Source organism: Actinophytocola sp., from assembly GCF_035634895.1.
Classification (GTDB): Bacteria; Actinomycetota; Actinomycetes; order Mycobacteriales; family Pseudonocardiaceae; genus Actinophytocola.
Window position 1 is genome coordinate 21,119 of the sequence record NZ_DASQCC010000280.1, and the last position, 14,933, is coordinate 36,051.

The 14,933-nt window shown below is 70.7% G+C and carries 14 protein-coding genes; 10 read left to right on the forward strand and 4 right to left on the reverse strand.

The features are described from left to right. Positions 1 to 87: 87 nt before the first annotated feature. Together VET29_RS43430 and VET29_RS43435 are read right to left on the reverse strand one after the other, a co-directional pair. Complete coding sequence (locus VET29_RS43430) at positions 88 to 786, reverse strand: response regulator (protein WP_324933274.1); 699 nt, start codon at positions 784 to 786, stop codon at positions 88 to 90. Then, complete coding sequence (locus VET29_RS43435) at positions 783 to 2,372, reverse strand: sensor histidine kinase (protein WP_324933277.1); 1,590 nt, start codon at positions 2,370 to 2,372, stop codon at positions 783 to 785. The genes VET29_RS43430 and VET29_RS43435 overlap by 4 nt, the downstream gene beginning before the upstream one ends. 120 nt (positions 2,373 to 2,492) lie before the next feature. Between VET29_RS43435 and VET29_RS43440 the strand changes: the two genes are divergently transcribed. Genes VET29_RS43440 through VET29_RS43450 form a run of 3 tightly spaced genes read left to right on the forward strand, consistent with a single transcriptional unit; the run spans position 2,493 to position 5,499 of the window. After that, entirely contained in the window at positions 2,493 to 3,476 is a 984-nt protein-coding gene (locus VET29_RS43440; RefSeq protein WP_324933280.1) for a tripartite tricarboxylate transporter substrate binding protein, read from the forward strand. Further along, positions 3,477 to 3,989 (forward strand): tripartite tricarboxylate transporter TctB family protein, encoded by a 513-nt coding sequence (locus VET29_RS43445; protein ID WP_324933283.1) that lies wholly within the window; start codon positions 3,477 to 3,479, stop codon positions 3,987 to 3,989. A gap of 1 nt (position 3,990) precedes the next feature. Further along, on the forward strand, positions 3,991 to 5,499 hold the full coding sequence (locus VET29_RS43450; protein ID WP_324933286.1) for a tripartite tricarboxylate transporter permease: 1,509 nt from the start codon (positions 3,991 to 3,993) through the stop codon (positions 5,497 to 5,499). Positions 5,500 to 5,700: 201 nt separating this feature from the next. On the opposite strand, the gene VET29_RS43455 is transcribed toward VET29_RS43450, so the two are convergent. Next, positions 5,701 to 6,684: a LacI family DNA-binding transcriptional regulator gene (locus VET29_RS43455; RefSeq protein ID WP_324933290.1), complete on the reverse strand. Its 984-nt coding sequence runs from the start codon at positions 6,682 to 6,684 to the stop codon at positions 5,701 to 5,703. Positions 6,685 to 6,761: 77 nt separating this feature from the next. On the opposite strand from VET29_RS43455, the gene VET29_RS43460 reads away from it, so the two are divergent. The 6 genes from VET29_RS43460 to iolD all read left to right on the forward strand — a co-directional run bounded on the left by VET29_RS43460 (position 6,762) and on the right by iolD (position 13,511). After that, the gene (locus VET29_RS43460) at positions 6,762 to 7,736 is read left to right on the forward strand and encodes a Gfo/Idh/MocA family oxidoreductase (RefSeq protein WP_324933293.1); all 975 of its coding nucleotides are present in this window, start codon (positions 6,762 to 6,764) and stop codon (positions 7,734 to 7,736) included. Further along, a complete protein-coding gene (locus VET29_RS43465) occupies positions 7,733 to 8,623 on the forward strand; it encodes a TIM barrel protein (protein WP_324933296.1) in 891 nt (296 codons plus the stop codon). The genes VET29_RS43460 and VET29_RS43465 overlap by 4 nt, the downstream gene beginning before the upstream one ends. A gap of 56 nt (positions 8,624 to 8,679) precedes the next feature. Further along, positions 8,680 to 9,675, forward strand: coding sequence for a sugar ABC transporter substrate-binding protein (locus tag VET29_RS43470; protein WP_324933299.1), 996 nt, complete (start codon positions 8,680 to 8,682; stop codon positions 9,673 to 9,675). A gap of 5 nt (positions 9,676 to 9,680) precedes the next feature. Beyond that, entirely contained in the window at positions 9,681 to 10,721 is a 1,041-nt protein-coding gene (locus VET29_RS43475; protein WP_324933302.1) for an ABC transporter permease, read from the forward strand. After that, on the forward strand, positions 10,718 to 11,515 hold the full coding sequence (locus VET29_RS43480; RefSeq protein WP_324933305.1) for an ATP-binding cassette domain-containing protein: 798 nt from the start codon (positions 10,718 to 10,720) through the stop codon (positions 11,513 to 11,515). Before VET29_RS43475 ends, VET29_RS43480 begins: the two co-directional genes overlap by 4 nt. Before the next feature lie 148 nt (positions 11,516 to 11,663). After that, positions 11,664 to 13,511 (forward strand): 3D-(3,5/4)-trihydroxycyclohexane-1,2-dione acylhydrolase (decyclizing), encoded by a 1,848-nt coding sequence (iolD, locus tag VET29_RS43485; protein WP_324933308.1) that lies wholly within the window; start codon positions 11,664 to 11,666, stop codon positions 13,509 to 13,511. A 44-nt stretch (positions 13,512 to 13,555) separates the two neighbouring features. On the opposite strand, the gene VET29_RS43490 is transcribed toward iolD, so the two are convergent. After that, on the reverse strand, positions 13,556 to 13,738 hold the full coding sequence (locus VET29_RS43490) for a DUF3073 domain-containing protein (RefSeq protein WP_324933310.1): 183 nt from the start codon (positions 13,736 to 13,738) through the stop codon (positions 13,556 to 13,558). A 171-nt stretch (positions 13,739 to 13,909) separates the two neighbouring features. Here VET29_RS43490 and VET29_RS43495 point away from each other — a divergent pair, with 171 nt between their 5' ends. Then, positions 13,910 to 14,791 carry a hypothetical protein gene (locus VET29_RS43495; RefSeq protein ID WP_324933313.1) on the forward strand — a complete coding sequence of 294 codons (882 nt, stop codon included), beginning with the start codon at positions 13,910 to 13,912 and terminating at the stop codon, positions 14,789 to 14,791. Positions 14,792 to 14,933: the final 142 nt, after the last annotated feature.

Sequence of the window (14,933 nt, forward strand, 5' to 3'; positions counted from 1 at the left end):
GGGCAGGCTACTGACGGGTACTCAGTGCCCGCTGGTATTCAGCCTTTCGTGGGCACGGCACGTTGTGGGGCCCCGAACGGGACGCGGTCACCGGGAAGTCCAGTAGTAGCGCCGTTCCGGCCGGCCGGTGCCGTAGCGGAGGCGGACGCCCGCCTGGCCGGTGGCCACGAAGTGTTCGAGGTAGCGGCGCGCGCTGACCCGCGAGATGTCGGTGCGTGCCGCGCACTCGGCCGCCGAAGCGTCCTCCGTGGACTCCCGCAGCACGCGCCCGACCAGTGCCGCCGTCTCGCCGGACAGGCCCTTCGGCAGCGGGGTCGCCCCGCTCGGCCGCCCCGCGAACACCTGGTCCACATCGGACTGACCGGCCTCCGACAGCGCGCCGAGCCGCTCGTGCAGTGCCGCGAAGTGCTTGAGCTGGTCATAAAGCGCCGCATACGTGAACGGCTTGATCAGGTAGTGCAGCACGCCGCCTCGCATGGCCGCCCGCACCGTCTCCACGTCCGTCGCCGCGCTGATCACGATGACGTCGGTGTCGGCGCTGCTCGACGAGCGCAGCTCACGCAGCACGGACACCCCGTCCATGTCCGGCAGGTAGATGTCCAGCAGCACCAGGTCCGGCCGCAGGTCGGCGACCGCGCGCAACGCGTCCATCCCCGTGTGCGCCACGCCGACCACCTCGAACCCGGGCGTCCTGGCGACGTATCCACTGTGGACCTTCGCCACCATGAAGTCGTCGTCGACTATCAGCACCCGGATCGGCCGACTCGCCTCGTGAGCTCGGCTCATGCGTCAACTCCAAGCCGTGCGGTGAAAACGGCGCCGCGCACCTCGACCGAGCCACCGCGGCGGCGGCAGGTCTGCCTGGTCAGCGCCAGGCCGAGCCCACGCTGACCGCCCTCTTCCGCGGCCTTCGTGGTGAAGCCGTGCCGGAAGATCTCCTCCGCCAGGTCCGGCGCCACCCCGGGCCCGGAGTCCGTGACCACCACCAGCACCTCGCCGTCCGAGTTCCGGATGTCCACCTCGATCCAGCCCGCGCCCGCCAGCGCGTCGATCGCGTTGTCCACCAGGTTGCCGATCACCGTGACCAGGTCCGCGGACAGCGACTCGGCCACCTCGCCCAACCTGCTCGACGGCGTGAGCCGCAGCCCCACACTGTGTTCCGCCGCGACGCTCGCCTTGGCGATCAGCAGCGCCGCCACCGCCGTGTCGCCGATCCGCGCGCTCACCTCGGCGTGCCACGCCTCGCGGGTGTCGCTGACCCGGCTGACGAACCGGCGCACCTCCTCGTACTCGCCCAGCTCGATCAGCCCGGCGATCGTGTGCAGGCGGTTGGTGAACTCGTGTGCCTGCGCCCGCAACGCGTCGGTGGTGCCGCGGTTGATGTCCAGCTCCTGTTGCAGCGCGACGATCTCCGTGCGGTCCCGCAGTGTCACCACCGCGCCGACCGCGGTGCCGCCGGACGAGATCGGCATCCGGTTCATGATCAGCACCCGGCCGCGGCGCAACGCGATCTCGTCGGCGCCGTCGCCCGCGCGCCCGGTCAGCACGTCCACGAGCCGGTCGTTCAGGCCCAGCTCGCCGACCGAGCGGCCGACCGCGTCGGCCGGCAGGGACAGCAGTAGCCGCGCCTGGTCGTTGGCGAGCGTGATCCGGTGCGTCGTGTCGAGGCCGACGACACCCTCGCGGATGCCGTGCAGCATGGCCTCGCGGTGCTCGACCAGCCCGGCGATCTCCCGCGGCTCCAACCCGAACGTCTGCCGCTTGACCCGACCGGCCAGCAGCAGCGACCCGACGACGCCGATGACCGTCGCGATGCCGAGGATCAGCAGCGCCGCGCCCGGCGAGTTCACGAGCCCCTGAAGGAACGTCGGCGTCTCGACCCCGGCCGCCACGACGCCGACCACCTGGCCGCAGTACCTGTCGTCGTCGTGGACGCAGTTGCCGATCACCGGCACGTGCGCCACGAGCGAGTCGCCGACCACACCGACCCACGACCGGCCGGTCCTGATCATGGAGTCGCCGACGGGCAGCCTGGTCTTCACCTGGCTCGGGTCCGGTGAGGTCAGGATGGTCAGGTCCGGCAACGTGATGATCACGAAGTCGGCGCCGGACAGGTTCTCCGCGTTCCTGGCGAACGGCGTCAGCTGGTAGCGGCGCAACGCGTCGGTCAGGGCGGGCCGGACCGCCGGTGTCGCGGCGACGTCCTCGGCGACCGACAGCAGGCGACGGCCCTCGTTGTCCTGGAAGCTGTTGTTGGACTGGACCGTCGAGAACACGGTGACGGCGGCGAGCAGCGCGACGACGATCAGCAGCTGCCAGCCGAGCAGCTGCCTCGACAACGGCGCCCGGTCGCCTCCCACCCACCTCCCCATCCCGCTTCACGCTCCTCGTGACCAGAACGAACACAACGACCGCTGTGCGACTAAGACGACAAGACGGTAACCCCCAGGCACCATCAGCAGGCAAATCCCGAGCAGAGAGGCTCGATGCGGATGAGTGTCAAACCATGGATCGCCGCACTCGGCGCGCTTGCCGCCGTGCTGGTGATCCCGCCGCTGGTCTCCGCGGGCGATGCCGACGATCCCGGCGCCCAGGTGCGTGGTCTGCGGATCATGGTGCCCAACACCCCGGGCGGCGGCTACGACATCACCGCCAGGACGGCCGCGAAGGCCATGGAGGACGCGGGCCTCACCCGTAGCGTCGAGGTCTTCAACCTGCCGGGCGCGGGCGGCACGGTCGGCCTCGGCCGGCTGGTCAACGAGGCCGGCAACGAGAAGCTGATCATGTCGATGGGCCTGGGTGTCGTCGGCAGCGTCCACACGAACAACTCGCCGTCGTCGCTGCAGGACACCACGCCGATCGCGCGGCTCATCCAGGAGCCGGACATCGTCGTGGTGGCCAAGGACTCGCCCTACCGGGACATCGCGCAGCTGATCGACGCGTGGAAGGCCGACCCGGGCAAGGTGGCGGTCGGCGGCGGGTCCTCGCCGGGCGGGCCGGACCACCTCGCGCCGATGCTGTTCGCCAAGGCCATCGGGCTCGCGCCGAAGAACGTCAACTACGTGTCCTACGACGGCGGCGGTGAGCTGCTCGCGTCCGTCCTCGGCGGCAAGATCGCGTTCGGCGTCTCCGGCGTCGGGGAGTACCGCGACCAGATCGCCTCCGGCGACCTGCGGGTGCTCGCGGTGACCAGCAAGGACCGGATCGACGGCATCGATGCGCCGACGCTGCGGGAGTCCGATGTGGACGTCGAGTTCACCAACTGGCGCGGGATCGTCGCGCCGCCGGGCATCCCGGCCGGCGACACGGACAAGCTCGTGCGCCTGTTCACCGACCTGCAGGACACGAAGCAGTGGCGCGAGGCGCTGAAGACCAACGGGTGGACGCCCGCGTTCCTGCCCGGCAAGCAGTTCGGCGACTTCCTCGCCGACGAGAACGACCGGGTCGCCTCGGTCCTGTCGGATCTGGGGCTCTAGATGACGACCACGGTCGAGAAGAAGCCAACGTGGAAGGACCGTTCCGAGCTGGGCATCTGCGCGTTGCTGGCGGTGCTCGGTGTGCTGGTGCTGGTCGACGCGCTCCGCATCCCGACCGACCTCGCCCAGCGCGGGCCGGTCGGGCCGAAGGCCGTGCCGGTCCTCGTCGGCGTGCTGCTGCTGGTGACGGCCGCGCTGCTGGCGCGGGACGTCCTGCGGGGCGGCAAGGGCGAGGCCGAGGCCGGCGAGGACATCGACCTGACGGCGCCGAGCGACTGGCGCACGGTCCTGTTGCTGTCGGCGGCGTTCCTGGCCAACGCCGCGCTGATCGGCACCGTCGGGTTCCCGGTCTCCGGTGCGGTCCTGTTCTGGGGCGCGGCGTATGCCCTGGGCAGCAGGAACTTCGTGCGTGACCCGCTGATCGCCGCGGGCATGTCGATCGTCACGTTCGTGCTGTTCAACAACCTGCTCGGCGTGCCGCTGCCGGGTGGCCCGCTGATGGAGGTGTTCTGACGTGGACTCCCTGACCCAGCTCATCGACGGGTTCGGCACCGCGCTGACGCCCCTGCACCTGTTGCTGGCGGCCATCGGCGTGCTGCTCGGGACGTTCATCGGCGTCCTGCCGGGCATCGGCCCGGCGATGGCGGTGGCACTGCTGCTGCCGGTCACCTACGGACTCGACCCGACCGCCGCGCTGATCATGTTCGCCGGCATCTACTACGGCGGCATGTTCGGCGGCTCGACCACGTCGATCCTGCTGAACACGCCGGGTGAGACGGCGGCGGTGGTGACGGCCATCGAGGGCAACCAGATGGCCAAACGCGGCCGGGGCGCGCAGGCACTGGCGGCGGCGGCCATCGGCCACTTCGCCGGCGCGATGATCGGCACGATCGGGATCGTGCTGCTGGCACCGGTGATCGCGTCGCTGGCCGTCGACATCGGCGCCCCGGACTACTTCGCGATCATGGTGCTGGCGTTCATCGCGGTGACGTCGGTGCTCGGCAGGTCGCGGGTGCGCGGGTTCGCGTCGCTGCTCATCGGCCTGACGATCGGGCTCGTCGGGCTCGACCCGCAGAGCGGCCAGTCCAGGCTGACGTTCGGCTCGCTGCAACTGGCCGACGGGATCGACGTCGTGATCGTGGCGGTCGGCCTGTTCGCGGTGGGCGAGTCGCTGTGGATCGCGTCGCGGCTGCGGCACAACCTCGACGAACCGATCCCGGTCGGCCGCCCCTGGCTGTCCCGGTCGGACCTGCGGCGCACGTGGAAGCCGTGGCTGCGCGGCCCGCTGATCGGCTTCCCGTTCGGCGCGATTCCCGCCGGTGGCGCGGAGATCCCGACGTTCCTGTCGTACGTGGCCGAACGCCGGCTGTCGAAGCACAAGGACGAGTGGGGCAAGGGCGCGATCGAGGGCGTGGCCGGCCCGGAGTCGACGGCGTCCGCGTCGGCGTCCGGCACGCTCGTGACGATGCTGTCCCTGGGCCTGCCGACGACAGCGACGGCCGCGGTGATGCTGGCGGCGTTCCAGCAGTACGGGATCCAGCCGGGGCCGCTGCTGTTCGAGCGGGAGCCGGGGCTGGTGTGGGGCCTGATCGCGAGCCTGTTCGTCGGCACGGTGTTGCTGCTGGCGCTGAACCTGCCGCTGGCGCCGGTCTGGGCGAAGCTGCTGAAGGTGCCGAGGCCGTACCTGTACGCGGGGATCCTGTTCTTCGCGTCGGTGGGCGCGTACGCGGTGAGCGGGCAGGTGATGGACCTGATCGTGCTGTACGTGATCGGCGTGCTGGGCTTCGCGATGCGGCGCTACGGCCTGCCGGTCCTGCCGGCGATCATCGGCGTCATCCTCGGCCCGGCGGCGGAGCTGCAGATGCGGCGTGCGCTACAGATCTCGGACGGGTCACTCACCGGGCTGGTGAACACCGCGTTCTCGGTGACGGTGTACGTGATCGTGCTGCTGATCCTGTGCTGGCCGCTGATCCGCCGCTTCACCCGGAAGCCCGAGCCCGCGGAGAAGGAGCCGGTCGGCTGACGCGGGCCCGCGTCGCCTGCGGCCCCCGATCACCAGCCTACGGCAGGGCACCGACAATTCCGGCCGACCGCAAGGGTTTCTCGGGAAGACGCAGGTCGCCTGTGGACAAACGATCGAGTTGTCCACAGGCGACACCACGACAGCCGGGAATCGTCGGCGCCCTCGGTAGGCTGGAGATCGGGGGCCGGCCGCCGTGCCCGGCTAGCTGGGTGGCGCGGTCGAGGTTCTGACCACCAGGCTCGGGCGGACCACCAGCCTGGCCGGGTTCGGTACCTCCCCACGTACCCGCGCGATCAACGCCTCCGCCGCCAGCCGTCCCATCTCGTGTCGGGGCTGGTCGATCGTCGTCAGCCCTATGTGTCGCAAGGCCGCCAGCCACGTGTTGTCGTAACCCACCACCGACACGTCCGCCGGCACCCCCAACCCCAGCTCCGCCAGCGCGGACAGCACGCCCACCGCGTTCAGGTCGTTCGCCGCGATCACGGCCGTGAACGGGGCGTGCAGCGAGCGGATCGCCGCCGCCCCGGCGGACTCCGTGTACTCGCCGCGCACGACCCTCGGTTCCAGGCCGTGCCGCTTCATCGCCAGCCGGTAACCCGTCCGGCGCGGTGTGGACTGCGAGCCGGAGCCGCCGTCGATGTGCACGATCTCTCGGTGTCCCAACGAGACCAGGTGGTCCACGGCCAGCGCCGAGCCGGTCCTGCCGTCGTCGTTCACCGTGTCCACGGTGGACAGGCGGGTCGACCGGGAGACCAGGACCACCGGGCCCTCGCCGGCCGACTTCTCGATCGACGAGGACGGCAGCACCGGGCCCAGCAGCGCGATCCCCGCCGGGCGGAACGACGCCAATGACGCGAGCGCCTGGTGTTCCCGGACGGGACTGCGACCACCGGTGTTGATCACCAGCTCGAAACCGGCCTCCCTGGCGTACAGGTCCAGCCCGTCGACCACCTCGGCCCAGAACGGGTTGTGCAGGTCCGACACCATCACGCCGAGCACGTGCGAGGTCCGCGACGCCAGTGAACGCGCCATGGCGTGCGGCGAGTAACCCAGCTCGGCCGCCGCCGCCAGTACGGCCGCGCGCCGTGCCGCGCTCACCTTCGGCGAGCCGCGCATCACCAGCGACACCAGTGCCCGGGACACGCCCGCCCGCGCCGCGACGTCTTCCATCGTGGGGCGGGCCACCGGGCTCCCCTCCTTGACACGAGTGTGACGGCGATAACAGGATAGGCGGATTAGAGCGCTCCAACGCAAGGAGTCGTATGCGTATCGGTGTCGCTGGGGTCGGCCGCATCGGCACGATGCACGCGGCCAACCTGAACGCGTTGCCGCAGGTGGACGAGGTTCTCCTCTACGACCCGGTGCCCGGTCGCGCCGAGCTGGCGGCCACCGAGCCCGCCACCCGCGCCGTGCCGGAGCTCGACGACCTGCTCAAGGAGAGCGACGGCGTCCTCGTCGCCACCCCCACCGACACGCACCCAACCCTCGTCCGCGCCTGCCTGGCCGCCGGCACGCCCGTGCTCTGCGAGAAGCCCATCGCGGCGCACGTCGACGCCATGACCGAGCTGATCGAGGAGGTCGAAGCGGCGACCGTCCCCGTCCTCGTGGGGTTCCAGCGGCGCTTCGACCCCGCCATGGTCGACCTGCGCCGCCGCATCACCAGCGGTGAGCTGGGTGCGGTCTACCACGTCCGCGCCACCGGCTTCGACGCCAACCCGCCGGACTTCGCCTACCTGCCGACCTCGGGCGGCATCTTCCGCGACCTGCTCATCCACGACCTCGACGCCGTTCCGTGGCTGGTGAACGAGCCGGTGGTGGAGGTGTACGCGTCGGGGTCCGTGCAGGTCAACGAGGCCTTCGCGCGGGCCGACGACGTCGACAACGCCGTGGTGCTGCTTAAGTTCGCCGGCGGCGCGCACGCGGTCCTGTCCGGCGGCCGCCACGATCCGCTCGGCTACGACCACCGCATCGAGGTGCTGGCTGCCCGCGACTCCGTGGCCATCGGCCTCGACCCGCGTACCCCGCTCAACGCCGAGAGCCACAACCACGACGCCTACCCCGGCTTCCCGGACCGGTTCCGCCACGCCTACCGCAACGAGATGGTGGTCTTCACCGAGGTGGTCGCCGGCCGCGCGGAGAACCCCTCGCCCGCCCGTGACAGTCTTGTCAGCCTGCGTCTTGCCGAGGCCTGTGAACGGTCCCGCCGAACGGGCCGACCCGTGCGGAGTGAGCTATGACCAAGCTCGCCGCCGCGCCCATCACCTGGGGTGTCTGCGAAGTGCCCGGCTGGGGACGCGTCCTGCCACCCACGACCGTCCTCGGCGAGATGGCCGCACTCGGTCTCACGGCGACGGAGCTCGGCCCACCGGGCTACCTGCCGACCGAGGCGACCGAGCTGCGTGAGCTGCTCGCCAACTACGATCTCGGCCTGGTGGGCGGCTTCTACGCGACCCCCCTCCACCGGACGTCCACAGTGGACTCGGTGGACCCGGTGGCCGCTCTGCTGGCGGAAGCCGGCGGTGAGGTGCTCGTGCTCGCCGCCGCGACCGGACTCGACGGCTACGACGAGCGCCCCGCCCTGTCCGACCGGGAATGGGGCACGCTCGTCGAGAACGCCGGCCGCGTCGCCGCCCGCGCGGCCGCCGCGGGACTGAGGACCGTGCTGCACCCGCACGTCGGCACGCACGTCGAGACCAGGGCCGAGGTCGAGCGGTTCGTGCACGACTCCGACCTGCCGCTGTGCGTCGACACCGGACACCTGCTGATCGGCGGCACCGACCCCGTCGACCTGGTGCGCCGCCACCCGCACCGGGTCGGGCACGTGCACCTCAAGGACGTCCGGCGGGACCTCGCCGAGCAGGTCCGGCGGGGCGACCGCACCTACACCGACGCCGTCGCGCAGGGCATCTACACCCCGCTCGGCGCCGGCGACGTCGACCTCGACACATTGCTGAACCTGTTGCGGGACAACGACTACGACGGCTGGTACGTGCTCGAGCAGGACACCACCCTCGGTTCGGGCCCCACGGCGGACGGGACACCACGCCAGCACACCCGGCAGAGCCTTGACCACCTCGACAGACTCTGGGCAGGGAGCGCGGTGAAGGAGACCTCGCCGGACTGACCGGCCCCTTCACGGACAGCGACCCATTGGACAGAGACAGGAGAAGAGAGACAACGATGTCGAAGACCTCCGTCCGGCCGTGGCGGGTGTTGTCGGCGGTGGCCGCCGCCCTCGCGCTCGCCGCGTGTACCGGGCCGTCAGCGGAGACCGGACCCGAACCGGGTGCGGCGCCGCAGGGCGTCGACACCTCGGCGCCGCTGGACTTCGCGGTGATCACCCACGGCAGCGGGGGTGACGCCTTCTGGAGCGTGGTGAAGAACGGTGCCGAGGACGCCGGCCGCGACCTCGGTGTCAAGGTCACCTACAACGGCGACGGCAAACCCGACGCGCAGGCCAAGCTCATCGACAACGCCGTCGCGCAGGGCAAGACCGGGCTCGTCGTCTCCATGGCCAACCCGGACGCGCTGAAGGACTCCATCGAGGCCGCCGTGCGTGCCGGCATCCCGGTCATCACGATCAACTCCGGCGCCGACGAGAGCAAGGAGTTCGGCGCGATCGCCCACGTCGGCCAGGACGAGACGGTGGCCGGCAAGGCCGCGGGCGAGCGGCTGAAGAACGAGGGCAAGAAGAACATCCTCTGCGTGATCCACGAGGCCGCCAACTCCGGTCTCAACGACCGCTGCCAGGGCGCCAAGGACGGCTTCGGCGGCAAGGTCACCAACCTGCAGGTCGACATCAACAACCCCACCGACACCGAGTCCCGCATGCGTGGCGCGCTGCAGACCGACCCGACCATCGACGGCGTGCTGACGCTGAACTCGCAGGTCGCCGACCTCGCGGTGTCGGCGGCGGCGAGCGCGGGCGTCAAGGCCGCGATCGCCACGTTCGACCTCAACACCGACGTGGTGAACTCGATCAAGGCCGGCAAGATCCTCTTCGCCGTTGACCAGCAGCAGTACGAGCAGGGCTACCTGCCGATCGTGATGCTGAAGCTGTACCGGGACAACGGCAACACGCTCGGCGGCGGACTGCCCGTGTTCACCGGGCCGGGCTTCGTCGACAAGTCCAACGCGGACCAGGTCGGGAAGTACACCGTGCGAGGGACCAGGTGAGCCGGATGACGACCGTAGACGTTTCGACCGACGAGCGGCTGGCGCGGAACTCGCTGGTGACCCGGCTGGTGGTGCGGCCGGAGATCGGCGCCCTGCTCGGCGCGATCGTGGTGTTCCTGTTCTTCTCGATCGTGACCGACAAGTTCCTGACCATGGGCGGCATCGCGACCTGGCTGGACGACTCCGCGACGCTCGGCATCATGGCCGTCGCGGTCGCGCTGCTGATGATCGGCGGCGAGTTCGACCTGTCCGCCGGCGTGATGACCGGGTCGACCGCGCTCGTGACGGCCATGCTGGCCACCAAGGCCGGCGTGAACATCTGGCTCGCGATCCTGATCTCGCTGGTCTTCGCGCTCGGGGTCGGTGCGCTGAACGGCCTGCTGGTGGTACGGACCGGGCTGCCGAGCTTCATCGTCACGCTCGGCACGTTCCTCGCGCTGCAGGGCCTGAACCTGGGCATCACCCGCCTGGTCACGAACTCCGTGCAGGTGTCCGGCATGCGCCGCGCGGGCGGCTACGAGTCCAGCGGGTTCGTGTTCGCGTCCTGGTTCAACATCGGCGACACGGCGTTCCGCATCTCGATCATCTGGTGGATCGCGTTCGCCGCGCTGGCAGCCTGGGTGCTGCTGCGGACGAAGTTCGGGAACTGGATCTTCGCGGTCGGCGGCGCGGCACCGAGCGCGCGGGCGGTCGGGGTGCCGGTGGCCCGCACGAAGATCCTGCTGTTCATGACGACCGCCGCCGCCGGGTGGCTGGTCGGCACGATCAACATCCTGCGCTACACGACCGCGCAGGCCAACGAGGGCATCGGCCTCGAGTTCCAGTACATCATCGCGGCCGTGATCGGCGGCTGCCTGCTGACCGGCGGTTTCGGCTCGGCGGTCGGCGCCGCGATCGGCGCGCTGATCTTCGGCATGGCCCGGCAGGGCATCGTGTTCGCGAACTGGAACTCCGACTGGTTCATGCTCTTCCTCGGCATCATGCTGCTCGGCGCGGTGCTCGTGAACAACACCTTCCGGCGGCGAGCGGAGAGGGTACGGCGATGACTGAGGGTTCGGGACGGCCGGCGCTGATCGAGGTCGAGAACATCGGCAAGAGCTACGGCAGCGTGATCGCGCTGCGGGACGTGTCGACGGTCGTCAACGCGGGCGAGGTGACCTGCGTGCTCGGCGACAACGGGGCCGGCAAGTCCACGCTCATCAAGATCCTCTCCGGCGTGCACCGGCACGACTCCGGCCGGTTCCTCGTCAACGGCGAGCCGACGACGTTCGCCTCGCCACGGGACGCGCTGGACGCGGGCATCGCGACCGTGCACCAGGACCTGGCGGTGGTGCCACTGATGAGCGTGTGGCGGAACTTCTTCCTCGGCTCGGAGCCGACCACCGGGTTCGGGCCGTTCCAGCGGCTCGACCGGCGCGCCGGCAGGCGGATCGCCCGGGAGTCGCTTGCCGAGATGGGCATCGACCTGCGGGACGTCGAGCAGCCGGTCGGCACGCTCTCCGGCGGAGAGCGGCAGTGCGTGGCCATCGCGCGGGCCATCCACTTCGGCGCGAAGGTGCTCATCCTCGACGAGCCGACCGCGGCACTCGGCGTGAAGCAGTCGGGCGTGGTGCTGCGGTACGTCGCGCAGGCGGCCGGCCGTGGGCTGGGCGTCGTGCTGATCACGCACAACCCGCGGCACGCCTACCCGGTCGGCAGCCGGTTCCTGGTGCTCAAGCGGGGGCAGAGCCTCGGCTCGTACGAGAAGTCCGAGATCTCCATCGAGGACCTGACCCAGCAGATGGCCGGCGGGGCCGAGCTGGAGGCGCTGGAGCACGAACTTCGGGAGGTCGCCGGATAGTGCCAGTCACTTGGATCTTTGCGCGGAAGCCCGCACCTGACCAGCAGATACCTCAGGGGAACGTGACGGCGCTCAGCCACGATCCGCCTCCGTACCGGCACCTGCGTCGGGGCGCAACCACACACAGGAAATCCGGGGAGGCGGGCTAGTGCGGCTCACGACGGCACAGGCTCTCGTCCGGTGGCTGGCGGCGCAGCGGACCGAGCTGATGGACGGCGGCGAGGCGCCGCTCTTCGGCGGCGTCTTCGCGATCTTCGGGCACGGGAACGTGCTCGGCCTCGGCACGGCGCTGGCCGAGTCCGGCCTGCCGGTGTGGCGTGGGCAGAACGAGCAGGGCATGGCGCTCGCGGCGGTCGGCTACGCGAAGGCCACGCACCGGCGGCAGGTCGGCGTGGCCACGTCGTCGATCGGGCCGGGCGCGCTGAACATGGTCACCGCGGCCGGGGTCGCGCACGCCAACCGGTTGCCCCTGCTGCTCCTGCCGGGCGACACGTTCGTCAACAGAGCGCCGGACCCCGTGCTGCAACAGGTGGAGCACTTCGGCGACGGCACCGCGACCGTCAACGACGCGTTCCGGGCCGTCAGCCGCTACTTCGACCGGATCACCCGGCCGGAGCAGCTGCTGGCGGCGTTGCCGCAGGTCGCTCGGGTCCTCACCGACCCGGCCGACTGTGGTCCGGTGACGCTCGCGCTGCCGCAGGACGTGCAGGCGGAGGCGTTCGACTTCCCGGTGTCGCTGTTCGAGCCGGTGGTGCATCGGCCGCCGCGGCCCCGGCCGGACGCCGGGGTCCTGGCGCATGCCGCCGACCTGCTCCAGGCCAGCCGGCGGCCACTGCTCGTGCTGGGCGGTGGCGTCCGGTACTCGGGGGCGGTCGAGGAGGCGGTGGCGTTCGCCGAGCGGCACGGCGTGCCGCTCACGGAGACCACCGCGGGCCGCACGCTCGTGCGGCACGACCACCCACTCCACGCCGGCCCGCTCGGCATCACCGGCTCCTCCTCGGCGAACGCCCTCGCGGCGGACGCCGACCTCGTCCTCGCGGTCGGCACCCGGCTGCAGGACTTCACGACCGCGTCCTGGTCGGTGTTCGCGCCGGGCGTGCGGCTGGTCAGCGTCAACACGGCCCGGTTCGACGCGGTCAAGCACGGCGCGCTCGCGGTGGTCGGCGACGCGCGGGAGACGCTGCGTGAGCTGTCGTTCGACGAGTGGCCGGTGGACCCGGCCTGGACGCGGCGGGCGGCGGTGGAGCGGGGACGCTGGGACGACTACATCGACGGACTGCGTGCGCCCGCGGCCGGGCTGCCCACGTATGCGCAGGTCGTCGGCGTCGTCAACGACGCGGCCGAGCCGGGTGACTACGTGATGACCGCGTCCGGCGGGCTGCCGGGCGAGCTGATCGGCGGCTGGCGGGCACTGCCGGACGGTCCGGGCATGGACGTCGAGTACGGCTTCTCGTGCATGGGCTACGAACTGGCCGGCGCCTGGGGCGCCGCGATGGGCCGGCCGGACGGCGTGGTGACGACGATGCTCGGCGACGGCTCGTACCTGATGCTGAACTCGGAGCTGTACTCGGCCGCGTTCGCGGGGCACGGGTTCGTGGCCGTGGTCTGCGACAACGACGGCTACGCGGTGATCGACCGGTTGCAACGCGGCAACGGCGGGTCGGCGTTCAACAACATGTACGCCGACTGCCGCTCACCGCTTCCGCAGCCCCCCAGAGTGGACTTCGCGGCACACGCCACAGCACTGGGCTGCGCCGTGCTCACGGTCGACGAGCTCGGCGGCCTCGCGGCCGCCTACGCGCGGGCCCGCACGTTCGCGCGAGCCGGTCGGCCCGCGGTCGTGGTGATCCGCACGCATCCTTCGTCATGGACGGATGCCGATGCCTGGTGGGAGGTGGGCGTGCCCGAGGTCTCGACCAGGGCCGAGATCGCGGACGCACGCGCGGCGCAGGACAAGGCCAAGGCTGGCCAGGTCCGTTACATCACGCATCCCTGAGGCCACACGCACTTGAAGGGCACCCACCGGGTGCCCTTCAAGTATCAGCGACGGTAATCGTCGTCGTCATAAGCGTCGTCGTCGAAGGCCTCGTCGCCGTTGCCGCCCTCAGAGGACTTGCCGCCGGACAGCTCTCGCTGCAGCGCCTCGAAGTCCGTCTGCTGAGTGCTGTATTTGAGCTCTCGGGCTACCTTGGTCTGCTTAGCCTTTGCCCGGCCGCGCCCCATGGCTCGACCCCCTCGCACAAGTGCGGGGCGGCCGGGGAAACGGCGGCCCCGCTGATCTCGACAACTGGTTCCTGTTAACTACCGTACCGTGCCGAGGGGGTTCAGCGCGAAGGGGCACGGCGTTCGAGTGCCGACTGATCGCGTTCGGCCGAACCGTGAAACCATGCGCACGTGCCTCGACCGTTCGTCGCCTACCTGAGGGTGTACGAACCGTTGTCCTCATTCGACTCGGACGTGGCCGACCGCGTCCGAGAATCGGTACAAAAACCCCAAATCGACTACTCCACGGTAGCTGACCGGGAGCGGGACCTGTGGTTCAGATCACAGCTGTCTCGGCCGCCGGCCCTGCTGCCCGGCGAGTTGACGAACGGCTCGCCGTCGCCGCGGGCCCTCCGGGACGTGCTGGTGCTGTCCCCTTCGTCGGTCCCGGGGCTGGCCGGCTCGGAGCCGCTGGTGTGCCCGCTCGACGTCCGGGCCCGCGCGGCGGCGGCACTGGTGGGCTTCCTGGCGACGTCCCAGGAGGTGCTGCGGGAGGCCGCGCTGACCGTTCCCGCGGACACCGTGCGGGAGAAGGCGACGCGGGTGCTGGCCGAGCTGCCCAGCGGTGCCGTCCACGTCGTGTCGACCACCTGGACCGTGCCGCTGCCGTGGTTCACGCTGGTGGATCCCGAGCGGCGGCACCTGGTCCTGGCCACGCGGGACGACCCGCGGCGGCGGGTGTGCTGGCGGGTGGCCATCTCCGACGCCCGCGAGCGGGTGGGGAAGGCGCACGAGCTGGCCGAGCGGGTGATGGGCGACCAGGGCCCGACGAAGGTCCTGCAGGACACGGGCCGCTGGCTGGAGCACTTCCACGAGTCCTCGGCCGTGGAGCTGGACTACGGCGGCCTCGTCCAGCTGATGACCGACGAGCAGCTGCAGGAGGACACCTCGGCGGCGGACGTCAACGCCATCGTCGACGCGCTCGAACGCGAGGACGTCGAGGAGATCGCCGGCCGCTTCGAGCGACTCCGCGACTTCTGGGGCGACCTCGCGGTGCGGGAGCGGTTCAACTAGTGTCCCGCGCCGGAAATGCGGTGATCAAGTCGGTGGATCCAGGTTTCTGCTGGCAAGACGCCGGTTCGCCCTCGTACTGGGTCGTACTTGGGCGAACCGGCAACGCCGCCAGCGGGAAGCTGGGCCGCCGAATTAGTTGCCT